Source organism: Lysinibacillus sp. FSL K6-1151 (genome assembly GCF_038630755.1).
Classification (GTDB): Bacteria; Bacillota; Bacilli; order Bacillales_A; family Planococcaceae; genus Lysinibacillus; species Lysinibacillus fusiformis_D.
This window is the reverse complement of sequence record NZ_CP152040.1, coordinates 786,716-813,316: the sequence shown is the minus strand read 5'-3', so window position 1 is coordinate 813,316 and position 26,601 is coordinate 786,716. Positions and strand designations below refer to the sequence as shown.

24 protein-coding genes are annotated in these 26,601 nt (G+C 35.7%); 3 read left to right on the top strand and 21 right to left on the bottom strand.

What is annotated here, in order from left to right; translation table 11 throughout:
* Positions 1-46 precede the first annotated feature (46 nt).
* The 10 genes from MHI04_RS03755 to MHI04_RS03710 all read right to left on the bottom strand — a co-directional run bounded on the left by MHI04_RS03755 (position 47) and on the right by MHI04_RS03710 (position 10,117).
* Positions 47-988 (bottom strand): NAD-dependent epimerase/dehydratase family protein, encoded by a 942-nt coding sequence (locus MHI04_RS03755; RefSeq protein WP_036126473.1) that lies wholly within the window; start codon positions 986-988, stop codon positions 47-49.
* A 185-nt stretch (positions 989-1,173) separates the two neighbouring features.
* Positions 1,174-1,701, bottom strand: a complete 528-nt coding sequence (locus MHI04_RS03750) for a YceI family protein (RefSeq protein ID WP_036126475.1) — start codon at positions 1,699-1,701, stop codon at positions 1,174-1,176.
* Positions 1,702-2,112: 411 nt separating this feature from the next.
* The gene (gene srtB, locus MHI04_RS03745; RefSeq protein WP_036126477.1) at positions 2,113-2,895 is read right to left on the bottom strand and encodes a class B sortase; all 783 of its coding nucleotides are present in this window, start codon (positions 2,893-2,895) and stop codon (positions 2,113-2,115) included.
* A gap of 12 nt (positions 2,896-2,907) precedes the next feature.
* Positions 2,908-3,678 (bottom strand): ABC transporter ATP-binding protein, encoded by a 771-nt coding sequence (locus tag MHI04_RS03740; protein WP_058844162.1) that lies wholly within the window; start codon positions 3,676-3,678, stop codon positions 2,908-2,910.
* Between the two features lie 6 nt (positions 3,679-3,684).
* The gene (locus tag MHI04_RS03735) at positions 3,685-4,650 is read right to left on the bottom strand and encodes an iron ABC transporter permease (RefSeq protein WP_101966418.1); all 966 of its coding nucleotides are present in this window, start codon (positions 4,648-4,650) and stop codon (positions 3,685-3,687) included.
* A 95-nt stretch (positions 4,651-4,745) separates the two neighbouring features.
* Entirely contained in the window at positions 4,746-5,654 is a 909-nt protein-coding gene (gene isdE / locus MHI04_RS03730) for a heme ABC transporter substrate-binding protein IsdE (RefSeq protein ID WP_058844163.1), read from the bottom strand.
* A 15-nt stretch (positions 5,655-5,669) separates the two neighbouring features.
* Entirely contained in the window at positions 5,670-6,962 is a 1,293-nt protein-coding gene (locus tag MHI04_RS03725; RefSeq protein ID WP_342535352.1) for an NEAT domain-containing protein, read from the bottom strand.
* Between the two features lie 82 nt (positions 6,963-7,044).
* Positions 7,045-8,469, bottom strand: coding sequence for an NEAT domain-containing protein (locus MHI04_RS03720; RefSeq protein ID WP_271912440.1), 1,425 nt, complete (start codon positions 8,467-8,469; stop codon positions 7,045-7,047).
* Positions 8,470-9,081 carry a heme uptake protein IsdC gene (gene isdC, locus MHI04_RS03715; RefSeq protein ID WP_342535351.1) on the bottom strand — a complete coding sequence of 204 codons (612 nt, stop codon included), beginning with the start codon at positions 9,079-9,081 and terminating at the stop codon, positions 8,470-8,472.
* Between the two features lie 463 nt (positions 9,082-9,544).
* Positions 9,545-10,117 carry a manganese efflux pump gene (locus tag MHI04_RS03710; RefSeq protein ID WP_036126492.1) on the bottom strand — a complete coding sequence of 191 codons (573 nt, stop codon included), beginning with the start codon at positions 10,115-10,117 and terminating at the stop codon, positions 9,545-9,547.
* Positions 10,118-10,343: 226 nt separating this feature from the next.
* Here MHI04_RS03710 and MHI04_RS03705 point away from each other — a divergent pair, with 226 nt between their 5' ends.
* The 3 genes from MHI04_RS03705 (at position 10,344) to ugpC (ending at position 13,725) form a co-directional block, all read left to right on the top strand.
* On the top strand, positions 10,344-11,219 hold the full coding sequence (locus MHI04_RS03705; RefSeq protein ID WP_342535350.1) for a glycine betaine ABC transporter substrate-binding protein: 876 nt from the start codon (positions 10,344-10,346) through the stop codon (positions 11,217-11,219).
* A 420-nt stretch (positions 11,220-11,639) separates the two neighbouring features.
* The gene (locus MHI04_RS03700) at positions 11,640-12,545 is read left to right on the top strand and encodes a helix-turn-helix domain-containing protein (RefSeq protein ID WP_036126495.1); all 906 of its coding nucleotides are present in this window, start codon (positions 11,640-11,642) and stop codon (positions 12,543-12,545) included.
* An 82-nt stretch (positions 12,546-12,627) separates the two neighbouring features.
* Complete coding sequence (ugpC, locus tag MHI04_RS03695; RefSeq protein ID WP_089931852.1) at positions 12,628-13,725, top strand: sn-glycerol-3-phosphate ABC transporter ATP-binding protein UgpC; 1,098 nt, start codon at positions 12,628-12,630, stop codon at positions 13,723-13,725.
* A gap of 487 nt (positions 13,726-14,212) precedes the next feature.
* Here the strand turns inward: ugpC and MHI04_RS03690 are convergent, their stop codons facing one another.
* The 11 genes from MHI04_RS03690 to MHI04_RS03640 all read right to left on the bottom strand — a co-directional run bounded on the left by MHI04_RS03690 (position 14,213) and on the right by MHI04_RS03640 (position 25,597).
* The gene (locus tag MHI04_RS03690; protein ID WP_089931850.1) at positions 14,213-15,088 is read right to left on the bottom strand and encodes an ROK family protein; all 876 of its coding nucleotides are present in this window, start codon (positions 15,086-15,088) and stop codon (positions 14,213-14,215) included.
* 99 nt (positions 15,089-15,187) lie between these two features.
* Positions 15,188-16,204, bottom strand: coding sequence for an SIS domain-containing protein (locus MHI04_RS03685; RefSeq protein ID WP_230593934.1), 1,017 nt, complete (start codon positions 16,202-16,204; stop codon positions 15,188-15,190).
* 10 nt (positions 16,205-16,214) lie between these two features.
* On the bottom strand, positions 16,215-17,153 hold the full coding sequence (gene pfkB / locus MHI04_RS03680) for a 1-phosphofructokinase (RefSeq protein ID WP_342535349.1): 939 nt from the start codon (positions 17,151-17,153) through the stop codon (positions 16,215-16,217).
* A complete protein-coding gene (locus tag MHI04_RS03675) occupies positions 17,150-17,992 on the bottom strand; it encodes a class II fructose-bisphosphate aldolase (protein WP_342535348.1) in 843 nt (280 codons plus the stop codon). Before MHI04_RS03675 ends, pfkB begins: the two co-directional genes overlap by 4 nt.
* 69 nt (positions 17,993-18,061) lie before the next feature.
* Positions 18,062-18,793, bottom strand: coding sequence for a GntR family transcriptional regulator (locus tag MHI04_RS03670; RefSeq protein WP_058844171.1), 732 nt, complete (start codon positions 18,791-18,793; stop codon positions 18,062-18,064).
* Positions 18,794-18,862: 69 nt separating this feature from the next.
* Positions 18,863-20,041, bottom strand: coding sequence for an N-acetylglucosamine-6-phosphate deacetylase (nagA, locus tag MHI04_RS03665; protein WP_342535347.1), 1,179 nt, complete (start codon positions 20,039-20,041; stop codon positions 18,863-18,865).
* Positions 20,038-20,709 carry a DUF624 domain-containing protein gene (locus MHI04_RS03660; protein WP_058844173.1) on the bottom strand — a complete coding sequence of 224 codons (672 nt, stop codon included), beginning with the start codon at positions 20,707-20,709 and terminating at the stop codon, positions 20,038-20,040. The genes nagA and MHI04_RS03660 overlap by 4 nt, the downstream gene beginning before the upstream one ends.
* 197 nt (positions 20,710-20,906) lie before the next feature.
* Positions 20,907-22,523 (bottom strand): extracellular solute-binding protein, encoded by a 1,617-nt coding sequence (locus MHI04_RS03655; RefSeq protein WP_082673726.1) that lies wholly within the window; start codon positions 22,521-22,523, stop codon positions 20,907-20,909.
* Between the two features lie 19 nt (positions 22,524-22,542).
* Entirely contained in the window at positions 22,543-23,421 is an 879-nt protein-coding gene (locus MHI04_RS03650) for a carbohydrate ABC transporter permease (RefSeq protein WP_036126512.1), read from the bottom strand.
* Between the two features lie 13 nt (positions 23,422-23,434).
* Positions 23,435-24,427, bottom strand: a complete 993-nt coding sequence (locus MHI04_RS03645; RefSeq protein WP_342535346.1) for an ABC transporter permease subunit — start codon at positions 24,425-24,427, stop codon at positions 23,435-23,437.
* A gap of 18 nt (positions 24,428-24,445) precedes the next feature.
* Entirely contained in the window at positions 24,446-25,597 is a 1,152-nt protein-coding gene (locus MHI04_RS03640; protein WP_271912430.1) for a Gfo/Idh/MocA family oxidoreductase, read from the bottom strand.
* Between the last annotated feature and the right edge of the window lie 1,004 nt (positions 25,598-26,601).

The window sequence follows — 26,601 nt, the reverse complement described above, 5'->3', positions numbered from 1 at the left end:
AAGACATATTACACGATGTAATATGCCTACATAATTTAAATGCCCTTTAGCCACTATTTTGTTGAATTTCTGCTAGTTTTTCATTTTGTAATGCATGCAATGTACGTTCGATTCCTTCTGCAAAAGAAGTTTTTGGCCTCCAGCCAATGGCCTTGGCTAATTTGTCGTTATTTAAAAATGAATGTTCGATATCTCCTTCACGTGCAGGGGCATATTGAATTTCAAGTGGGTGATTTAAATGTTGCAGCAGTAAGATGACTTGGTGAATAGACCAAGCTTCATTTGTGGATACATTATACGTGCCTTGCAAACGGGCAGATACACCAGCGTAAATAGCATCTGCAATATCATCGACATAAATGAAATCTCGTGTTTGTTCACCGTCACCATAAATCGTAAAAGGTTTGCCTGCCATACTGCTTTTTAGCATACTTGGGATCACTGCTGCTTCGCCCTGCATTTGTTGCCTTGGACCAAAAACATTAGCAAATCTGTAGATGAGAATAGGTAAACGATAATCTTTATGCCATTTCTCACAGTAGGTTTCCCCAATGCTCTTATTGAGTCCATACATAGATATCGGTTCACAGACATCTGTTTCTTCTAATGGCGGATAATGACTATCTCCATACACCGATGCTGACGAAGCAAAAACAAAATGCTGTACATTATACTTAGAAGCTAAAAAAAGCATTTGGCTTAGCCCAACGATATTTGTCAAAATATCCTTTACTGGCTCTTGGATGGATTGTTGTACGCTCGTTTGTGCCGCACAATGGATGACTACATCAAAATGTATTTCTTTAAAAAGATGCTCACAAACCTCATCCTCTACATTTAAAAGATAGGATTTATGCTCAAAGTCAACATTTCGTAAATGACCCGTACTTAAATTATCAATAATATAAATTGTTGCACCTTCTTCGAAAAAACGCCTACCTACGGCACTGCCAATAAAACCATAGCCACCTGTCACTAATACATTCATCCTATCGCCCCCAAAAACAATATGATGATTTATATGCAGTAATTACTAAAAATATGCAAGAAACTTATTTGATGGTAATTTCTAACAGAATAGCATTACTAGAATGATTAACTAAAAAACGTCTATATTTTTCTATATAAAAAGCATGCTTGAAAATTACTTCAAGCATGCTCTATCATCTATTTTTAAGCTGGGTTTATTTCTAATTCAACAGTTACTTTAATATCTTTTCCAACAAGAACCCCACCCGTTTCTAACGCTGCGTTCCAAGTTAGGCCAAAGTCTTCACGATTGATTGTTGTTTCAGCTTCAAAACCATATACTTCTTGTCCCCATGGATTTGTACCTTTTCCATTGAATTCTGTATCAAACGTTACGGACTTTGTCACGCCTTTAATTGTTAAATCACCAGTTACTGCATATTCATCTCCTGCTTTTTTAGCAATGTTTGTCGATTTAAATGTAATTGTTGGATATTTTTCAGCATCAAAGAAATCTTCTGCTTTTAAATGATTATCACGATCTTCACTACGTGTATTAATACTCGCTGGATCAATTGTAAAGTTAATGTTAGCAGTTGTTAAGTCTGCAAGGTCTGTCGCTTCAATATCAGCTGAATAGCTATCAAATACGCCTTTAACTTTTGATACCATCATGTGTTTTACTTGAAAGTTTACTGCTGAGTGTCCTAAATCAATGTTCCATTTTGCCATTATAAATTCCTCCAAATAAGTTGATTATATCTCGATTTCGAGATATATTTTAAAATATGAAGCAACTACAGTATTTATGTTACCCAAAACAGAATTGGATAAACATTTGTAGTTACTCGATTGGTTAAACATTATGATTACGAAAAGCAATCAATTACTTTATGTAACTTACTATATATTAATAATAAAGTTACGTCAAGTAATTTTAAAAATAAAAAAGGATATCCAAATTATCGGTACATCCTTTCAGACAGTAGAGATCATTCTGTCTACTGATATAAGCTTTTATGAAGGTTTAAATATGAAGAGGTGACAATGAGATGAAGGCAAGCTCCAACTCGCTGTGAAAAATCAAGGTTGGAGCTATTCTTGCCAACAAGCTTAAAGGTTCACCCTTTACATTTCTTCCCCTCAACGCTTGACTAACTTGCCTTGCACGACAAAGCGATGGTCGTCACTTAAAACCGCATCCTTACAAGTAGATAACGTCAAAATTTTATCGTCTGGACTTAGATCGACATTCATCTGAATAGAAGATCGCTGTTGTATCTCCTCTATAAAGTTTTGGTAAGCTTCATTGTTGGCAAAGTCGGTCTCAATATAATAGAAATCAATCGTCGTCTCATATGCAGCAAAAACCTCAATATCATAGCCCTCATATAAGGTATCAAGATATAGGATGGGATGCTCATCTGCATAGTCTTGCTTTAAGTAATTTTTTAAACTACCGAACATCGTCTCGTTCTTCATGGCATGACCATATAAAATCGTATTTTTGTTCATGTCTAGTATTTGATTTCGATAATCCATAAAAACACTGCCTGCACGACTCTCCTTATTTTTAAAGTTATGATTTAAATAATAGTCATTATTGTCAGCTTGTAAAATTGGATTATTCAGCTTTGTTCCGTCTACTGAAATCCACCCAATAATTTGAGGATTAATCGCCAATAAATCAAGGAACTGTGGTCGTATAGTGAATGCTGATACATCATTTGTTGTTTCTGTCTCCTCGATTTGTTCTGCTGGCTGTTCTTCATTAGCTGCTAATGTGGCCTGATAAATATCCTGTACTTCTTTTAATGATTTTGACGTTTCGTAGTACGTATATAGATACTTTGCAAGTGAAAAAACAGAAAATAAAAATATGCCTAAATATAGCAGTGTTAGCAACTTGGATACTTTCTTCTTCATCGGATTACCTTCTTATATTCCCATTGGCATCATATAGTAGCCAAGCTGTTTATCTTCATTAAAGATTGCATCCACTCCATACACTTCTTTAATCATATCTTTCGTAATCACATCACGTGGCGCACCCTCTGCAAAAATTTGACCTTCCTTCATCAAAATAATATGGTCGCTATAGCGAATGGCTTGATTAATATCATGTAGTACCATGATAATCGTTAAACCATGCTGCTCGTTTAATGTTTTCACCAGCTCTAGCAATTCTATTTGATAGTATATATCCAAATAGGTTGTAGGCTCATCTAAACATAATATTTCTGACTGTTGTGCTAATGCCATAGCAATCCACACTCGCTGCCGCTCTCCACCTGATAACGCCTCTAAACTTGTTGTAGCTTTATGCTGTAAATTTGTACAGGCAAGTGCCCATTCAATGGCTTTTGAGTCCTCATCGTGATTCTTTTTTAGCATTGTTTGGTGTGGCAAACGACCAAACCCAACTAGTTTTTCAATCGTTAAATCTCTCGGTATGTCATTTTGTTGATACACAATGGCCAGTTTTTTAGCAAATTCTTTCGGCTTATAGTGCAGTAAATCTTTATTTTCTAACGAGACAGTCCCTGATTTAGGTGAATGAAGGCGAGAGATAACACTTAATAATGTAGATTTCCCACAGCCATTTGGGCCAATGATTGTCGTAATTTTCCCTTGGACAATCGTTGTTGAAACACCATTTAAATGGTTACGTGTATTATCATGCGATACAATGATGTCTTGTATATCCATGTTTCGTCACTCTTTTCGTAATAAGAATATTAAGAATGGACCACCTATGATTGCCATAATGGTAGAGGCTGGAATTTCAATAGGTGCAATAATTGTCCGGCCAATCGTGTCTGCTACTAAAATTAATAAGGCACCAGCAAGTGCTGTAAAAGGAATAAGCACAAGATGGTCATGCCCAACCAATCTGCGTGCAATATGAGGTACTAATAGCCCCACAAACGAAATAACTCCAGCCACAACAACTGAAACAGCCGCTAATAGAACAGCGACAGCGGCAATCAGTAAGCGTGCCCGTGCTACTTGAAACCCTAAACTTTTGACTGTTTTATCTTGTAATACAAGCAAATTACACCAACTATATAATGCAAATGCGCCAATTAATCCGATTGTCCCATAGGTCACAATCGTAGAGACATCTTTCCATGTACGCATCGTTAAATTAGAACCGATCACACTGGAAGCTGACGTATTCAAGGAACCACCTAAGCTAATAAGTGCCTCTGTTAATCCTGTAAACATGGCGTTAATGGCAATCCCGACTAAGATCAATTTAAGTGGACTCAAGCCGGATTTCCACGAAAGTGCAAATACGAGTGAACAAGCCAATGCACCACCCATAAATGCTAAGACAGGTGTCATAAAAAATAATGCGGGGAAAAAGGCAATGATAGAGAGCTGTACAAATGCTGCACCAGAAGATATCCCAATGACACCAGCATCAGCCAAAGGATTACGCATCACGGATTGTAAAAGCACCCCAGAGACTGAAAGTGCTGCACCTGCAAATAATGCCACAATGATACGTGGAAACCTTAAATCTCGTATAGCCTCCATTTGGCTATTCCCTTCCTCAAATAATGCCCCTATAAACTCGAAAAAGCCCATTTTTATACTACCTGTTGTAGCTGAATAAACGATTGTCACTAGTAATAAAACAGTTACAATAAAAAAACTGACGATTCTTTTTGTCATATTGGATTTCCTTTTTTTATGTTTATATTCTCTCAGGATAAGAAAAACGCTCTATGACGAGTAGTAATACATCATACGAGCGACAATTCTAGTTACTATTTACGATAGAAGATTTCCATCAGTTGTCCTAAAGCTTGAGGTACCTGTAAGGAGGCTGTCGTCCCGAATAATTCTTCCTCTAAATCATACACTTTACCGTTTTTCACTGCATCGAAATGTTTCCAAATATCATTTGTTTTAAATTCCTCATCAAACATTTTCACAACCTCATCAGGCATACCATGTGATAAGCGTAAAATAATATCAGGATTACTGCTATGTAAATGCTCCGTATTTGAAGATAAATATTCGGCATCTTGCCCTTCCATGACATTGATTCCTCCTGCTCGTTTAACAAGATCCCCTGCATAAGAGTTTTCAGTTGCGACTAAATAGCTTCCTGGAATACCAAGTAAAATTAAGACACGAGGCCCCTCTTTATTCGCAGCAACACCTTGAACAGCTTCCATATTTTTCTGTAAATCCTGCACTAATTCCTCAGCTTGTGCTACACGATCATAGCGTTCACCAAGTGTTGTGATTTCCGTTAACATCGCATCAACACTTTGTAAATTTAAAAAGTCTACAGGAATATTCAACTGTTTAAACTTATCCTGTAAATCGTACTCTAAAGTCGATACCGATAATACTTCTGTCGGATTCAATGATTTCACAATTTCCATATCAGGCTCCATTGCATTACCAATGGTCGGCAAATCCTCAAAACGTTTGGCTAATTGCTTTTCCGTTTCCGGTACTGCGATTGCGTCAAGCTCCAACTTATCTAGAATATCTGCCACTACAACTGTTCCAGCAATGATTCGTTGCTCACTCTCTTCAGCTACTTGTTCACTTACTGCAACTGTTTTATCCTTTGTTGCTGGTTTGTCACTGCCACTACAAGCAGCAAGAAGCAGTGATAGTAATGTCATTAACAGTATCCCAATTTTCCAATCCTTTTTCATTATGTCATCTCCTACTTATTTCTGCTCAGTACGATCTTTTTTGGCTTTTTTAATACGGCGAATGAGTAACCAACCTGATACAAGGCAAATAGCGATTAGCAACATAATTTTTACAATGTTTAGCGGCTCGATCTGCTGCTTTGCCGTAGAATGGTTCACTACCTTATCAGTGGCAACCTCTTCTTTTTTGTTTTCCTCTGCTGCCTCTTCCTCTGCTTCGTCCACTGATTCATCCAGTGTCCGATCAAATGCTAGTTTTTCTTCCTGTGGTACAACAAGCATCGATTGGGTAGTGGGTACTGTCGATGTAGCCGAGTTCGCTTCCTTCTTCACATTGTTTTGTTCCAACGGCGTTTGCACTTGCTTTTGCACTTGCTCTTTTCCTACTATTTCTGCTGTTTTATCACTGTCTTTGGGTTCGGAGGATACTTCTTCTGAAGGTTTATCTAAAATCTTTGCAACCTGTGCTGGATCAAATACTAATTGAACAAAATATTGATGATGATAAGAAATATCAGGAATATCGATCTTCACCCACAATCGTAATGGTTGTGTTAAATCTTCAACCTCAAATTCCACGATTCGTACATTATCTAAAAGTGAAAGTAGTTTAGGTTCAACTTGCTGTCCTTTATAATCTACCGTTAATCCTGTGATCCAAGCTGATTGTAAAATCGTCATTTGTGCGTAGTATCTACCATCTTTTTCGATCACCTTTGCCACTGGATTCACATAGCTATTCATAATAGAGGGCTCTTGTTTACCATCTACCATTAACTCATAATCCAATGACCATTCCTGGCCCATTGTTCCTTCTGAATTTATTCCCTCAGCCACTTCTTCACTACCTTCACCTTGTGGAATATTTGGTGACAGTGTCTGCACTTTGAGGCGAAGCTCTTGGGAAAACGAAGCATATTGTTCTTCTGTTGCAAGCTCTATATTGCCCTTTAGGACAATTGGTTGTTGTAAGGCTAAAACATCAAACTGAACTAAATTTTCTATTTTATCTAGTGTAAAAGAAAGCTCATTGCCTTGCTGCTCGATATGTATATCTCTTATAGGATTGAGTTCTTCAAGTTTCATCGTTAATTGATATTGCCCATCCTTAACTGCGAGTGTTGCTACTTGTTTGAAAATACTTCCTTCAAAGCCTTCGATTGGAGAAAAACTTAGTTCAACTTGATAACTACCATCTGCAATAACAGATTCCTCTGCTTCTGCTTCTAGAAAAATGAATGGAGAAAAAAAGATTAATAAAATTGTACAAACAGCCACTATGCAAAGGTTATTTTTTTTTAGAATCATTGCATCATAGCCTCCCATTTCTTTAAAAGCACAGGAACTTCCTTCCCCATCAATATGAGAAAGGAAGTTGCTGTGAAGATCATTATTTGTTGATGTATTGCAATGAACCATTTAAAATTTTTGCCATATGTGAACGTTTTAATGGGCTATTTGCATCAATAACTGTTTTACCATCTGCAGTAGGTGAACCAGTCATCACTTTACCTGCATATAGAAGTGCAAAGGCCTTTTTCGCTTCTTCATCTTTCACTTTTGCCCCATCAGCATAGTAAGAAAGACTTGGGTCGCCAAAGTTCATTTCTTTACCTGCTACATGTGTTACTGTGCGGTAAATCATCACAGCTGCTTGTTGACGAGTTAATGTGTCATTTGGATTAAAGTTTGTTGCTTTTTTAACAATCCCAGCTTCCGCTAATGCATTTATAGCTTGAACAGCTTCTGCACTAAGCTTACCTGTATCTTTAAATCCTGCATCTTTTGTAGAAGAGACGTTCAATGCACGTGCCACCATTAAGGCAAATTGAGAACGTGTAATGTTATTGTTTGGATTAAAGTTGTCTTGTCCTTTAACAATTCCTAAGCTGTAAAGTGATAGGATGGCTTCTTTATTCGCATCTTTACTAATATCTTTAAATGGATTTATAACTGGCTTTACTGCACCTTCGACAGCAAAACTAAATTGTACTGTATGATTCGAGTCATACTTCACACCTTGTGCTGGTTCATTAACAACGATGTGTAATTGAGCATTCACAAGTTTCTTTAAATCTGCTACTTCAAATGAGTATGTGCGTGCATTTGTAGCATCATCTTGTTTCACTAGTGTTGCTTCTTTCCCCTCTACAGTAAAACCATGTACATATTGGCCTTGAGGGAATGTCATTGTCACAATATTTTTACCGTCTTTAGCAGAAACGCCTACTTTCGGTGCAATATATTGTTTCATCATAGATTCTTCTGTTGTACCATTTTTGTAAACAGTAACAGCTACTTCATCCACTTTTACTTCTTCTTTTACTTCTTTCACTGCTTTTAAATCAAAATCATACCATTTGTCCATATTTGCAGAAGGAACAACCACATGGATTTTTGCTGATTTTACTTCATCAACAACAACAGGGAAACTGTATGTAATTGTGCCATCACTATTTTTCACTTCTGTAGCATCTACAAATTTATCACCTTGCTTTGTTTGTAGACCTGCAATCATTGGTGCTGATTTAGCTGTAATCGTTAAATTCGCTTCAAATTTTCCATCTTTTTCAACGATTGAACCCTGTGGTACTAGATGAGAGCTAATAGCAGGTTGTGCTTCTGTTGTACCAGGTTTGAAGATTTGGAAATTGATAACTGCTGCCGTTTTGTCAGCTTTTGTTGCTTCTGCCTTCACTTCAGTATTTGTAGTTACTACCTCTGCTGCCGATGCAAAAGATGGGACTGAAAGAGATGCCGCTAGCAATGAAGCTAGTACTATTTTAGTTGCGCGAGATTGACGTTTTTTAGTCATTTATTGACCCTCCGTTTTTGTTTGGTATTTTTTTTTATAAAGTAAAAATGCTGATCCCACTAAAGCAACAATTAATAGATAAGGTGTTGCGTCACCTGTCTGTGGGTTCGGCACTTGACTTTCTGTAGTAGATGCTTGGGGTGACTTTGATTCATTTTGTGTTGCTTGTTGCGTTGTAGCAGCTGGGCTAGCAGTCGATACGGCATCAAATACAAGCGATACACTGTATTCATGGTGATAATTAATATCATCAATATCAATTTTCATAGCTGTTACTACTGGTTTTGATAAATCATTAACTGTGAATTGTACAGTGCGAGTATCTGTTGCTTTATCTTCACTCACAACAGTTGCTCCACCAGGTGGTTGAAATTTCGTAATCCACGCACTGCTTTTTAAAGTAATTTGTACTGTAGCAGTACCATTTTTCACTGTTACATTTGCTGGTTTTACAAAATAATCGTTGGCAATGGATGCAGAGTTACTGTCAGGTTTATTGACCTGATATTTTATCGAATGTGTGCCATCAGCCAGTTGAGCAGATGCTTGTGTCAACCCTAAGTTAACGACAATAATACTAACAAGCATGATCAACATGAGCATTTTCTTCATGTATTGCACGCCTCCCTTGGTCATAGTAAAACATCATAATTGAAAAAATATCCTCATGAAAGCACTTTCACCTAAACGAAAATTATTCTCAATTACGATTCTACTCCCAAGAATAATCGTTGATACCAGTGTATGTCAACCGTTAAACCAAATTCGTCCTCAATATGTCAAATTTTCCTCCTAATAAAAAGAATATAACCAAAATATGGTTATATTCTCAAGCTGTAGACAAACTCGATGAAATAAAGTAATGCCGTTGATTTCCACTACGAGCGGACGCTTTCCGCGGGCGGGGCCGAGCTGCTTCCCTTGCGTCGTTACTGTCGCTTCGCTTTCGTAGAAAAAACATCCGTTCAGTCCATCCCGCTTTTCCCGCTGGAGTCGCTGCTCTTCGTTCCAATCAACTTCTACATTAAATACTCCATCTACATATGGTGTGGGGGTTACCCATTGTTTTCATATGTTATTTAGCAAAAATCTCGAAAATGCCAATCATAATTAGCAGCCATCCTGAGATCGCAGTTGAATGCTTACCAATATACGTTTTTGATAGTAAAGAGCCACATTGACTCCCCACTCCCACTGTAATAAACGAAAACACACCAATCGATATGACCGTCCAAAGGGCCGAAATGCCATTTGCCCCAATAGCAATGCCCCCTGCTAAACAGTTCGCTGATAAAACGAAGCCGAGTGCCATTGCCTCTCGCGTTGAAATCACTAAGTTTTTATCTTCATCAAATAACTCAGGGTTGCCAGCTATCTGTTGTTTAGAAAAATTATTGGACATTAAAGTCCAGAGCCCAATAATACACAACAGCAAGCTGCCTAATAAATTGGCAGTATGCGGTGAAATATACGCAACAACTGTGCTGCCTGCTGTTACTGCGATGTATGTGACAATCATTGACATGACAGCAATCACAGCATTGGATAAAATCGGAATTTTAACTTGTTTGACGCCATAAGCTAGGCCGATTCCCAAATTATCTAAATTCGCTGCAATTCCTATTAAAATAATGGTAATCCAATGCATACTAAGCCTCCTCAAATCACCGTTTCCATTTTCACCTATCATATGTGATCAATAGAAAGATTTTTGGGCAGCCCAATATAGACTGCACGGCTAATCCCATGATTCCCCTCATGATTTGTACAACATCCATTTGACAAAAGTAACAACTTGTCATTAAAATTAAGTTGTTACTTATTGATTTTTTAATTTTCGCAAGAATATAAGAATTGCTAGAGAGGGGAAATTTATGAGACATCTAAAATTATGGAAAATAGGTTTTTCTTTACTATGTCTACTCGTTTTAACTGCATGTAGTTCAGCAGATGCAGGATCTAAAAAAGAAGATCGAAAGACAATCAACCTAGCCTATGTTGAATGGGATACTGAAGTAGCTTCTACTCACGTAGTAGGACAAGTTTTAGAGGATTTAGGATATGAGGTAACATTAACGCCACTCGACAATGGCATTATGTGGGAGGCACTTGCAAACGGAGAGGTTGACGGTATGGTATGTGCTTGGTTACCGCAAACACATGCTCCGCAAGTAGAGAAATACAAAGATAAAATAGAGAATTTAGGTGAAAATCTAACTGGGGCTAAAATTGGCTTAGTTGTTCCAAGCTATATGGATGTCGATTCAATCGAAGACTTAACCACTGAAGCCAATAAAACAATTACAGGCATTGAACCTGGGGCTAATATGATGGCTACGACAGAAAATGCCTATAAGAAATATAACAATCTAGAAGGCTGGAATGTACTTACTTCTTCTGCAGGTGCAATGACAGCCGCCCTTAGTCAAGCCATTACTAATAATGAAGAAATTATCATTACAGGGTGGTCACCGCACTGGATATTTAATGCATACGATTTAAAATATTTAGATGACCCAAAAGGTTTATATGGGACAGAAGAATATATTGGCACATTTGCTCGTAATGGCTTGAAAGAAGATGATCCCGATGCCTATCGTGTCCTTGATCATTTCCATTGGACTTCCGAAGATATAGAAAGTGTGATGTTCGATATTATGGAAGGTATGAGTGCCACAGAAGCAGCAAAAAAATGGATTGAAAACAACCAAGACAAAGTCGCGGATTGGACAAAAGATGTAAAAGCATAACAACTACAAAAGATCCAATTACTCATCATTAGTCATTGGATTCAGACTGTAGACAAACTCAAAAAATTTGAGAGTTTGCCTACAGTCTTTTTTCTTTTACAATTAAATGAAGTAAAGCCACTAATTTCACATAAAGCACTCTATCTACATAGATAAATGAAAAATAAATCCTTTGAGGTGATGCTCCATGAATCAAAGCTTTACTTATTAACTTTTTTCCTAGCATTTATTATTACTAGTAATAGGAGAAAAATTTATATCACATATTTTTTGATTGTACATATTTGGAGTTTTATAACCCTTTTGAAATGCTTATATAAACGTTGTTTTTTTCCAACCTATGTCTTTTACAAAATTGTATGACTTTCATTTAGCGCTTTTTATATTTTTTACTATATATCGAAAGAAGAGGAATATTTAATGAACTTAAATCTCAAAGCATTGTTTCCTTCATATCGTTATTATCGAACAAAGCCAACTCAGCTATCATATGACTCTTATATTTTCTACCATCACCAAACAAAAGAATGGTTTTCCATCTCAAAGCATGAGGTTTCACAGCGAGACTACCAATGGCTTACTGTTTTTTATACTGAAGCTACCTCTTCACTATTTCAGGCATCGGATACTTGGTATGAATTTATCTATTCAAATGGTGATATACCATCCAATTTATCCTTTAATAAAGCTCGAGTTATTCAAATTACTTTTATAAATGAAAACCCTCCTTTAGAGGCTTTAAAAGAAGCTCTTTATAATTTTTTTCAGGAAGATACGATATTAATTCAAGTTACTACAAATCAATTTTTACTCATTGAACCTAAGAGTCTTTCTATGAATGAGAAAGAAGATTTTATTGCACTTATTCGTACAATTGAAGCAGATTTTTATGTCAGAATCCAATTATATCTTGGAGAATTTTATGAAATAGATAAGAAATTTCCATATAAATTCCAAAGAGAAGCACAATGGTTCAAGGAATGTTTACATTTAAGATTTGCTGAACCTTATTATTCATTTCAAACGATATTCCCTATTTTACTAACACAACAATTGCCTACTTCTATTCTAAAATTTTTAGAAGAGCAAATTATTATACCTTTAAAGTCTGATAGAGAATTACTTGAAACTGTTAAAACTTTTTATGAATGTGGTTTAAATATTTCGTTGACATCTAAGAAGTTGCACATGCATCGTAATACATTAACCTATCGTTTATCAAAATTCCAGGAAATAACAAATATTAACATAAAAAATTTAGATGGTGCAATACTTGTTTACTTTGCTAGTTATCTTTGGTCATTTTTACAAAATGCACAAAAATAGTTAACTGAACATTATGCATTTTAGACATTGGTTTTCTTCCTCACTTTATTTAAACTGTAAAAAAGAACAAAGGGGATTAAATATGGAGAAAATCATACTTAATAATATTTATAAAATATACGATGGCGGTGTAACGGCTGTATCTGATTTTAATCTAACTGTTCAGGATAGAGAGTTTGTTGTACTTGTTGGTCCATCAGGTTGTGGGAAATCAACCACCTTACGTATGATAGCTGGCTTAGAGGAAATCTCGGAAGGCGATTTTTTTATTGATAACAAGAGAATGAACGATGTGCCTTCAAAGGAACGTGATATTGCGATGGTTTTTCAAAACTATGCACTATACCCTCATATGACGGTATACGACAACATGGCATTTGGCTTAAAGCTTCGAAAATTTTCAAAACAACAAATTAAAGAACGTGTCCACAATGCAGCCGCCATTCTTGATTTAGAAAAATATTTGGATCGCAAGCCTAAAGCTTTATCGGGTGGTCAGAGACAACGGGTTGCCCTTGGTCGAGCAATCGTCCGAGATGCACATATTTTCTTAATGGACGAGCCTTTGTCCAATTTAGATGCAAAACTACGCGTACAAATGCGTGCAGAAATTACCAAGCTTCATCAGCGCTTAAAAACAACGACAATTTATGTAACACATGACCAAACTGAAGCAATGACAATGGCAACGCGTCTTGTTGTCATGAAGGACGGTATTGTTCAACAAATTGGTACACCTGAAGAAGTATATGGCTTACCTGAAAATAAATTTGTTGGCGGTTTTATAGGCTCTCCATCCATGAACTTTTTTAAAGGGGTTTTCCATGAAGAAGGAATTCAGATCGGTCCTATTTCATTAACTATTCCAGCAGAAAAATCAAAATTATTATTAGACCAAGGCTACTTACAAAAAGAGCTGATTCTTGGCATTCGTCCTGAGCATATTTATGAAAATTCTTCTGTCATTTCTGAGCCTTTCTTCTCGTCCATCGAGGCAAATATTGAAGTATCAGAATTAACAGGTGCTGAGCTGATGTTACATGCCCAGTTAAATGGACAGCCTTATATTGCACGTGTTAACTCTGATACAAAAATTACACAAGGCCAAGTTGCACACCTACAATTTGATATGTCTCGGGCACATTTCTTTGACTTAGAAACAGAGAAACGCATTCGTTAGAAGCAAAAAGTACTGCAAATATTAATCCTCATAGAAAGGGATTCAGGCAAAGAGTCTGTTTCCCGCTTTTTTTACCTCCCACTCATAGTCCATACTCGATTATTGATTGACTTTAGATTCAACCAACTTCACTGATCTGATTAGATTTTAGAAGATCATCAGTGTTTCTGCATCCAACAATCGTATTTTACTTGGTGGATGTTATTTTGCTATTACTTTATATAAAACAAAGCAAAATAACCAAAAAAGATAGCTAGATGGAAAAATACACTGTCATTTCGCCACTAAGCTATCTCAACTATTTTATATGAGGTTTTCAACTATTACCTTCGTCTTGTAGAAATGAAACATTTCATGTCAAAAATTTCTCAATAGAATCTATAAGGAAGTTGGATTTTTTTTATCGATGTAAATCCCTATTTTCCTAACGGTACCGCTATTTTGGAGTAGAGATTTATAATATTAAGTATAAAAACGATTGCTCTTTTTATTTCATTGCTGCACCGTACAGTCCCGCCTCACCTTTACGAATACTACTGCCTATAATTTGCTCTTTCCCTTCAAAAGGTGTGTTTAACAAACGTTGCTGAATCACCTCTTTAATCTGCTCTATGATTTTCGGATGGTGATTAAAAAAGCCGCCACCTAACACTATGCAATGTGGGTCAAGCATCAAAATCATTTGATGCAATTGTTTTTCCATGCAGTAGATTAATTGCTGCAAAAGCTTATCCATGATGAGGTCTCCCTTGTAATAGAGCTCCATCATATCTTTTAATCGAATTTCCGAATTCCCCAGTAACGCTCTTCCTAACTTTTCTATAGCAGGTCCTGACACACTTTCTTCCAATGTTTCTCCATCATTACCAACGATATTAAAACCTATTTCACCAGCTAATCCTGTTCCTCTTATAAATTCGCCATTTACAACTGTACAACAAGATAATCCGGTGCTTAATGTTACATATACCATCACTTCTTTGCAGAACCCTCTAGCATTGTATTCTCCCCAGGTTGCCATGTTAACATCGTTATCCATCAATATTTGTGCATATGGAAAAAATTCAATTAAACGCTCAGAAATCGGAAAGTTACTCCACGGTATATTATTTTGATAAACTGCTAGACCTTTTTGAACATCCACAATACCAGGTACACCAATACATACCTTAGAGATCTCATTAATAGAGACTTCTTGCTCTATACATAGCTTTTCAAAACTATTAATTAAACAATGGAATAAAGTTTCTCTATTTGTAACATCACTTGGTACCTCTTTTTTGATTAACAACTGTTGCTGTTGATTGAATAAAGCCGTTGCTAATTTTGTTCCGCCAACATCTGCTACTAAAATATAACGCATCTTTCCACCACCAGTTTTCGCCACATGATCTACTCGAATTCGCAATTCTCAGAAAGTAAAGGTTATATATATGTCTATTCTTCATTGCATCTGCTTATGTTATGAAAGATTTACGACTTGCGTTAAATTACGTGGCTTATCAGGATCACAACCTTTAAATATTGCATTTTGATAAGCCAATAGTTGGAAATAAGGAATAGCTTCAACAAGTCGATTTAAATCATCTACTTCTTCTGATAACTTGAGAATTAAATCTGCTTCTAATTCTTCTGAAGCTATACCGATGACAACAACGAAACCTCCCAGCTTTTGAATATCTTTCACTAATGCGTGATCATATTCCTTCGTTTCATTTTGTGTAAATAAAATAACAACCGTTTCCTTATCGACAATAGAGATAGGGCCGTGACGGAATTCTAAATTGGAGTAACTTTCACATTCCGTTTGCGTCATTTCCTTTAGCTTTAATGTCGCTTCTTTAGCCAACCCATTATAAGCACCAGACCCTAAAAAGATAAAACGCTTTTTTGAGACATCTTCTGTCACCTGTGTTAATTGCTTTCCATTGCCTAATGCCGAATGAACAAGTCTAGGAATTTTCTCTAACTGTTTCATCATATCCGTTCGTCCACTAATTTTCGCTGCATATAATTGGAGAGCATATAGCATATTAGAAAATGATTGAGTCATTACCACACTTTTTTCTGATATATCATTTAAAGCAATCAATTCATCAGTTAATTTAGCCATAGGTGTGTCCCCATTACATGTCACTGCCATAGTACGTATATTTTCCGCATCATTCAAATGTTCTAAAGACATAATGATTTCCGAAGTTGTCCCCGAACGTGAAATGCCAATGATAAGATACTTTTTATTTTTTAAAATATACGTTTCTGTGTGTAAAAACAACTCAGATGCTGGTACAGCAATAGCAAACTCTCCAGTTACAGCTTGATAATAACGTGCTGCAGCAATCGCTAAATAAAATGATGTTCCACACCCCGTGAAAAGAACGACATCTACAGCACTTTTATTGAATGCAATTGATTGAACAATGTCTTTTGTTTTTTCTAACTTTTGTCCTTGTGCCATAATCTCATTGTAAGTGTACATAAACAAATCCCTACTTCTCTTTAATTTTAGTTATTTGTATCTCGGCTAAGAGACTTTCAACAGTCGCTTTTTGTACTTTTGCAATCTCTTTATTTTCTGCATTCGCTGAGCCACATGCAACAGCCCATTTATATGCCTCTGTAGGGTCTGCACCCTGTGAGAGCTTATAAATAAGTCCACCTAAAAAGGCATCACCACTGCCAACTGTATTGACAACATTTATCCGTGGTGCATTCACTTTGTAAACCCCTAACGAATTAACGAATAAAGCCCCTTGCTCGCCCAATGAAAAACACACATGTTCAATCCCTAATTCTTGTAATTTTACACCAGCTTGAACTAAGTCTTTCTGAGCTAGAACTGGCTTACCAATCAATTGAGTCATTTCATCCTCATTAGGTTTAATGATAGAGGGTATTGCCTTAATACCATGTTTCAACGCATCACCACTTGTATCAAGTGCAACTCGAATCCCTTTTTGCTTTAATCTATGAATAATCTCCGCATAGGCCGTTTTTGGGATACCTTTAGGTAGGCTTCCTGACAACACAAAATAGCTAGCATATTCGGCTTGTGCCTCAATCCAATTTAACATTTTATTCCATTCATATTCATAAATGGTTGGTCCTGTCTCTAAAAGCTCTGTCATTTCCTTCTTTTGCTGATTAATAACGGTTAAACAAATTCGGTTTTCTTCCTGTATTTGTATGAACTCTGTTTGTAAATTTTCTTCACGTAAAAGTTCCGTTATTCTACTACCATTTAATCCACCAACGAAACCGCCAATAATTACATCGCCACCAAGTGCCACGATAACACGAGCTACATTAACACCTTTCCCTCCACCTTGTTGTGACTTCTGCGATACACGATTGGTTTGACCAACCATTAAAGAACCTACCTCATATACTTGGTCAATGGCTGCGTTTAAGGTTAATGTAGTAATCATTTTTGTAACATCCCAATCTTTTGCTCTACTAACTTAATTAAAGATTCACGTGCTGGAAGGAAATACTTTCTTGGATCATTTTCAGTTGGATTATCCTTAAAATAAGCTCTTAATTGCTCAGCAAATAAATCCTTCAGCTCAGTAGAAAAATTCACTTTTGCAATGCCATAATTCAAAGATTTACGCACATCCTCTTCTGGCACTCCAGATGCTCCGTGCATGACTAAGGGCACATTTGTAGAACAATGAATTTCTTGTAAAAGATCAAATTGTAATTTTGGCTTTTGTTTATACTTACCATGCGCTGTACCAAAAGCTGGAGCAAATGACTGGATTCCTGTAACCTTTACAAAATGTTCAGCCTGCTTGGGTTCAGTAAAGAATGCATTATCCTCATGGACACTTAAACGATCTTCGACACCACCAATTGTCCCAAGCTCTGCTTCAACAGGCACATTTAACGCATTTGCAGCTTCTACTACTTTTTTTACTAATAAGATATTTTCCTCAAAAGGTAAGGAGGAACCATCAATCATCACAGAGGTATAGCCTGCCCGTAAACATTCCATAACAATCTTATAAGATTCACCATGATCCAGATGTAATGCCACCGGTACTTTTGCCTGTTCAGCTGCTGTTTTTGCAAGTGCAATCATATAAGGCATCTCAACATATTTATAAGTGCTTGAAGTTGTCTGCAAAATGACAGGTGCACCTACTTTTTCTGCACCAGCAATTACTGCTTTTATAATTTCCAAATTATGTGCTCCAAAAGCACCGATTGCATAATTATTTTTATAAGCATCTTCTAACATAACTTTAGTTGTCACTAATGGCATAATAGAATTCCTCCCTCAATGGGTTGTTGGTATAATCTATAACGTAAAAAAATAGAGGGAATTACTCAATTAGTTTAATTCTGTATAAAATCGGCAACGATCCCCTCTTACAATCGAAATACAGAATTCAACTGGTTTTCCTGAAGTATCAAACGCAGTTCGTTCTAGTAATAAAGCTGGTTTTCCAGCATCTGTTTTCAATAAAGGCGCTTCATCTTTATTAATAAGGACTGGTTCAAAAGCTTCTCGCGCCCTTACAACAATAATGTTAAACCGTTGTTCTAATAAGCTGTATAAAGAGGAAGTAGTTACTTCTTTTAATATTTCACTATCCTTAATAATACTTAAAGGTAAAAATGATGATTCCAAAATAATAGGCTCATTATCTGCAAATCGTAAACGCTTCATTTCTACTACTTGCTCATTTTCCTCTAATGCTAAATTGGACCTAACCTTTGTTGAGGGATAAACCTTCTGTATTTCTAGCACTTCATCTCTTGGATTTAAACCTTTTTCTTGAATCATGCGACTAAAACTATAAAATCCTCCAAGCGATTGTTCAAGTCTAGGTTTCGAAACGAAGGTCCCTTTCCCTTGTATACGATATAATTTCTCTTCCTTTACTAATTCCTCAATTGCCTTTTTTACTGTATTTCGACTAACTCGAAACATTTCCATTAATTGGTTTTCTGAGTCAATTTTATCTCCTGGCTTCCATTCACCTGATTGTATTTTTGCAAATAATATTTGTTTCAATTGGTGATACAATGGGATTACACTGGATTGATCTAACAAATGCATCTTTTTTCCTTCCTTCTCTAGGTTTTGTAATCAATATACCATCTATATAAAAAGATGCCTATTGATATATCAACCCTTCTCAAAGGCAAGATTCCCTAAGCAAAAAGTTTTCTCCACTTCTCCTTCTTCATTCAACCAAACAACATCTGCATCTTTTCCTAGTGCAATAGACCCTTTTCGCTTATCGAACCCTAAATGTACTGCTTGATTCAAAGAAACAAGACGCATTTGTTCAACGATTGAAAGTGTAAGCCACTCTTCTATGTTTTTCCTTGCTGTATTCATATTCAACACACTTCCAGCTAAGGATCCTGTTTTACGTTGAATACATTGATTATTGATTACTTCTACTTCATTTCCACCTAAACTATACATACCATCTGGCATCCCCTTTGCACGTATACCATCTGTAATGACTAATAAACGATGTAAGCCCGTCATTTTGTAAACCATTGGTAGTAAATCTTTATGGAAATGAATATTATCTGGAATTACCTCAACATACACATCTTCAGCTAAAAGCACTGCTCCAACAACACCTGGATCACGATGATGAAGTCCACTCATACCATTAAATAGATGTGTTGCATGAGTGATACCAGCTTTTAATGCATGGATTGCCGTATGATAGTCAGCGTCAGAATGACCAATAGATGCAATAATTCCCTTACTAGTCAATTCTTTTAGTAATTCGAAATTGCTATCTTCCTCAGGTGCAAATGTGACAAGACGAATGGATTGTTGAGACTTATCGTATAAATCATTAAATTGTTGAACGTTTGGCTTTAAGATATACTCTTCTGGTTGGGCTCCTTTTTTTGCCCCATTAATAAATGGACCTTCTAAATGAATTCCTAACATTTCAGCTACTGCTGTAGGTTGGTTTTTATAATAAGAAGAAAGTTCCTCAATAGTAGCTTCAATCTCTGACATAGGAGCTGTCATCGTTGTTGCTAAAAAAGCTGTTATGCCTTCACTAGCTAAATACTTCGCCATTTTCGAATAACAAATTTGATCAGCATCCATAAAATCATGTCCTAAAGCACCATGTACATGGATATCGATCATTCCAGGGATTATATAACCTTTTAGCTGACAGTCTATTACATTCTCTATCGAAGCTAGTGAAGGACAATTATCCATTTGATCAATTACTGTAATTTTCCCTCCCGACATTTCTAGAAATCCGTTATTTAAAATTTGATTTTCCAAAACGATATTAGCATTAATAATCCATATTTTATTCATGAGGTTATCCCTCCACCAGAATACTGTGGTAGATTCGTTTGTTCCTCTGCTTCAATTTCTTTCTTAAATATATGAGATGACATCCAAGTTAAAAATAATGCAGTTAAGCTAACACCGAAGAATGGTAATAAGCCAGGAATCCAACTATAAATTTTATATAGTATGGCAAGCCCTATAATGCTGCTAATCATCTGTAATGGATACGCAATACTAAATATGATGGAAGCAGCAAAGTAACGTAATGATGGTAAATTATAATGGGCATATAGTTGAAATATATTCACTAGAATAATACCGAATAGCATACTAATTGTGATGAACATTGTTAGCAAAAGTAAACCAAGTATGCCATTAAATGTTATAATAATCTGAAAATTAATGATTAAAAAGTAGCCTAAACCCAGTAAGATAATACCTATTTTATTAGATGGAATAAATTCGACTTTATATGTATTCCAATATATTTTTACTAATCTTTTTAAGTCATCTTCTCCTAGTAATCTTTTACGTAAAGTAGTAAACATTGCAACAGTTGCTGGGGATAGTCCAAATAAAACAAGTCCAAGCAAAGTTAAGCCTGTCCATAATATCTGTAGCACTGCTAACAATGTGATCCACTCTACAATCCAGTATAATTTACTTTTCCACCCTTCAAATTCCAAGTACATTACCTCCCTACGATTCACATACAACTATATATCGTGCATGCTTCATTTTAAGTGTGAAGAGTTGGTTTCTCTAACTAGACACGTCATTAGAAAGAAGGTTTATAGAATGAGGGTCACATAAGCTTGGAATCAAAAGTGACTATTTAGCTTATGTGACCTTCTCCTTCTTATTAAGCTTGAAGGAAATCTAAATCTAATTATTTTGATCGGTCATATGCCCCTTGTGCTACTTCCAAATATTCTTGTAAGCCCATCTTCTCAATTGTTTTCTTATAATCATTCCATTTATCGAAGCTTTCTTTACCTGTAATAAAACTTGCCGTCATTTCATTTACATACGTTTGAATGTCTGTTAAAACGGCTGACACTCGATCATTTTCTTCTACTGTGTAATTCAATCCTGGAATAATTTCATCATCTTTCAATGCATATGGCATTACTTGGTTAGCATTGTTAATAGAATTTTCCTTAGCCTCTGCACCTTGGAAGTACTTTTTCGTTACAATCCCAGGGTAATAGCCGCCTGGCCATGTTAAATAATCACTTATCGCTTGATCTAAGTTTTTGCCATCTGGGTTATTCGTAATATTTTCTACATATTGAATAGTACCATCCGCATTTTCTTCATAAGTGACACCTTCAAAGCCCATAAAGAACATTTTAGCTCCTTCATCACCATATAAATGATCAATCCAACGAACCATCGCTTCAGGATTTTTCGCTTTATCTGTTAAAACAAACATGCCTAAATTACCAAGACCATTAGTCATCGCAGTAAATTGTCTATCCCCATTCGGTCCTTCTAAAACTTGTGCACCAGTATAACCATCTATTTTATATAACTCTTTCGGGTCTACTTCACTAAGCATACCAAACGTCCCTTTAGCTGCTTCTGCCGCAAATTTCTGAGGCTCTGTCGTAAATACATCTTTATTGATTAAACCTTCTTTGTAAAGTTTATTTAAAAACTCAAGTAATTGTTTATATTCGTCTGTCGTTGGCACGAAACGGAATTCTTCAGTTCCTTTTTTAAAGTCTAAATTCAGATTCATCGTTCCTTGTTTGTTCAAGCCAAATGAACCTCTTAAATAAGAAATAATTTGTTCAATACCATAGCCAGTTCCCCAGCCTTGTTCATCTTGTAAACCATTGCCATTAGGATCATTCTCTTTAAATGCTTTCAGCACGTTATACAAGTCTTCTGTTGTTTCAGGTGATTGTAAACCTAGATTATCAAGCCATTTCTGGTTAATCCATGGAGCTCCGACGCGAAGTGATGAAAACTTCGGATCGTAAATTGTTGGGAAGCCATAAATATTGCCATCTGCCATCGTCACACCTTGTTTTACAGATGGATATTCTTCTAATAGTTTTTTAAAATTTGGAGCATATTGATCAATATAATCATTCAACGGTAAGAATACACCTTGTTGTCCATACTTGATTAAATCAGTTTTTGAAAATGCTGATGCAAAAAATATTTCTGGATAATTTCCAGCAGCTAAAAGTAAGTTCTTTTTGTCCGCTAATACTTCAGTCTGAACAGTTGTCCAATTAATATGGATGTTAGACATTTTCTCGTATTCTTCCCATAACATTAGATTGTTCCAATCTTGTGATGCAAAAAACTTTGCTGCAAAACCGTCTACTTCAATTTTCTCTTTTGTAATAGGCATATCCGTTGCATTCAAATGATCTAGATTACCGCTTTTTTCTCCACCATTATCTTTATTATCTGAACATGCTCCTAGCAAACTTGCAGCTAACATCAGGCTTGTTACTAAACCGTAAACACGCTTTTTTTTCACTTTCATTTAAAATCGCCCCTATTCTTTAACCTTTTAATGAACCAATCATGACACCTTTTACAAAATATCTTTGTAAGAATGGATAAAGCATTAACATTGGTAGGTTAGCAACGATTAAAACTGCGTACTTTAACCCTTCAACGCTAAGTTTTTGAGCTAAAAAGCTTTCTGACGTCGCTTTAATCATATCGTCAGCTTGTCCTTGAATTAATATTTGCCTCAGAATAAGTTGTAGTGGAAACTTATCTTGGTCTTGCAAGTAAATCAATGCTTGGAAATAAGAGTTCCAATGTCCTACAGCGTAAAATAAAACCATGACTGCCATAACTGGTAATGATAGTGGTAGAACAATACTCCACAAAATACGGAAGTTCCCTGCGCCATCAATCATGGCAGATTCCTCTAGCTCATATGGAATGGACTGGAAAAATGTCCGCATAATAATGATATTCCATACAGCTACCGCGTTCGGAATAATCATGACCCAAAAAGTATTAATCATGCCCAAATCACGAATTAATAAATATGTAGGAATTAGTCCTCCACTGAAAAACATGGTGAAAACCATAAATGCCATAATAAAGCCTTTTCCTTTTAAATGTCTACGAGAAAGAGGGTAGGCTGCACAAATTGTCATCACGATATTTAGTAATGTTCCAAAGAATGTGTATTTCAAAGTGTTGATAAATCCATTCATAATATCTGGATTTTGGAATACCTTTTGGTAGGCCTCCACCGTAAATTCCTTTGGCCATAGCCATATATCCCCCGAGATTACGTACTCCGGATTACTAAGGGAAGCACTTAAAACAAAAATAAGTGGATACAAAACAACAACTGCTACAATTGTTAAAAAAATATAATTAAAGAGTGTAAACGCACGATCGCCCTTTGATTCTTTCATGTCAATCTCTCCTTTACCATAAACTTGTATCACTCACTTTTTTAGCTATTTTATTAACCATAATAAGGAGGATAAAATTAATGATAGAGTTGAATAAGCCAACAGCTGCTGAAAAGCTATATTGCGCTTCTAAAATCCCGCTACGATAAACGAAAGTTGATATAACATCCGATGCCGACATATTTAAATCATTTTGCATTAAAAATACCTTCTCAAATCCAATTGCCATGACAGATCCTACATTTAAGATAAATAAAATGACAATAGTCGGCATAATCGCAGGAATATTAATATGAATAATTCTTTGGAATTTTGATGCCCCATCTATCATTGCCGCCTCATGCTGTGCTGGATCTACGGCTGCTAAAGCGGCAATATATATGATGGAGCTCCATCCCATCGTTTGCCAAACATCAGATAGTACGTATATTGATTTAAACCATGCTGGTTCTGAAATAAAATCAATTGGTGTACCCCCAAATAACAAAATTATTTGATTAATCATCCCATCAGACTTTAAGAATAGTAACAGCATACCCACAACGACTACTGTTGATAGAAAATGTGGGGCATAAATAACTGTCTGTACAAATTTTTTTAAACGAAGACTTTTCACTTCATTTAATAGCAATGCAATAATGATTGGTATTGGGAAAGATATAAGTAAAGTGAATACACCAATCCCTATCGTATTTTTTATTAAGCGCCAAAAATAATAACTATCAAAAAAACGTTCGAAATGCTTAAACCCTACCCACGGACTTCCCATAATTCCCTTTGTAGCAATGAAATCCTTAAAGGCAATTTGCACCCCATATAGTGGATAGTAATGAAAAACCAAAAAGTAAAGTATGACAGGAGCTAGTAATAAATAAAGCTCCCAATTTTTTTTGATAGATTTTTTCCACTCTACCAAGTGATTTTTCTTTACTTTTGATTGCTTTTTGAAAAAACGTTGTGTTTTAGATGTTTTGTCCTCAACAGTTGTTTTATCTAAAAGCGTCATAATTACACCCCCAATTTATCAATGTTGCAGAATGGTAGATTCCTGTATGATCTCCATAACCTTGCCTCCGTTACGAATAGACTCTGTTGCTGCGCAGCCCACCGCAACACTCATTCGTCCTGCAAATGGCGTTGTTAAAGGTTCTTTATTGTAGAGAATGAGTTCTACAAAATCTTGGGCAATTTTTGGATCAGCCCCACCATGGCTTCCTTCCTCAGGCTTCATTTCGTAAACAACATCACTAAGTTCTTCCCAAGAATTTGATTTTCGTGTTTTTAAATAAATTTTATTATTGATATCATCATTTTCGATACGCCCTTTCGTACCTATGAATGTATAATTTCGTGAATAGTCTGGTGTGAAGTGACATTGTAAGTAAGAAGCTTTTATGCCACCTTCCAATTCCATAATGACCATATTATTATCCTCTACATCAATTTCTTCACGGAATGCACATTCCGTAAATGTATGTTCAACATATTCTGGACAAGTTTTTTTCTGGTCACATGTCGGACACGTTAACGTATTTGGCTGATTTCCACCATAATAATCTAAGCTACCAAATGCAGAGACTTTCGTTGCATATTTCCCAGAAATCCAATGAATGACATCTAAATCATGTGAGCCTTTTTGAAGTAGCAGAGATGTTGTATTTTTTGAATTACCATGCCAATCGTGGTAGTAGAAGTAACCGCCGAATCCAACAAAATGACGTACCCATATAGCCTTTAATTCTCCAATAGCTCCTGAGTCAATTAAGCCTTTCATCGTTTGATACATACTCATATAACGCATATTAAAGCCAACCATTAGATGCTTTCCTGACTTTTTCCATGCATCTAATATTCGATCGCACCCTTCCACAGTAATGGCTAATGGTTTTTCAGCATATACATGCTTGCCTGCACTTAAGCAAGTAATAATATGTTCTTCATGCAGATAATCTGGTGATAAAACCGCAATTGCGTCGATATCATCTCTTGTTAATAATTCCTTATAATCCTTTGTTAAAAATAATGGTGTATCGAATTTTTCCTGAAATTTTTCTAAACGTTCTTGAGAGATATCAGCTAATGCTACTATTTCTGATTCTCCAGTAGGTTTATGCCAGTATTGTGCTAAGCCCCCTCTTAAACCGGCTCCAATTACACCAATTCGTATTTTTTTCATTGTAATTCCCCCTCTTATCCTTGCTCCCCTGTATTTCGTAAACGTTTACAAATCAAATTAAACTATTCATAACAACACCACTACACGTCAACACGTTGTAGGTACAAGTTAAAGTAAAAAATGTAATGAATATTCCAAAAATTCAACTGGAATAAATATATAATTCTAACACTTAATATGTCAATACCCTAGGTTTTGTTCGCTAGTATAAATTAAATAAAACGTATATGAGTTGAACTATCCGAAAATTCAGAAAATATATCACTTCTTCAATAGCTCAATCTACTACTCTATTTTCTTAAAATATTTTTCTAAAAATAAACAAATTTCGAAATGAATCATCTATATGTAAACGATGCTCTCTATATTTTGGTTTTTAATAATCCAATTTTGACTAATATCAAATAGTACCTGAAAATTAAAACTATATGGGCTCAGTAGACCACCTAGTTCATATATTTTATTAGTGCTTGAAGTATTAATTTTGCAGTATCTTTTATATAAAAATAATGAGAGACAGCTTGTTGAGTTACTATCACAGACTGTTTTTTATGCTCAAAACATAAAAAAACGACTCACCTATAATAGGTGAGTCGTCTGAGATTTTCACGTTCCCAAAAAATGAGGGGGGTTTCAGGAGCGTAATCATGAACTAGCAAACTTCTGGAGAAAAGTAGCTAAAGTTCATCCTTTCTACACTGTATTGTAGTCAAGGAATATTCTTTATATGATAATGATAATCATTTTCATTTAACTTGTCAACAATAATCTTATAATTTGTTTAACTTCTTTTTTCATGCTAACAAATACTATATTTATTAGCAAAGTTCAATCAGTAACGATCTACCCTCAATTACTTTTATAAACTATTGTTGCTCCAATGAATATAAATAAGGTTACTAGGCTCATCATTGTTTCTATTGCTCGATATTATTGGAAGACCATCAACAATTGTTGCTGAAACTGTATCCCTTTATTGTAGTATAGTGTGTGCAGACTAACAC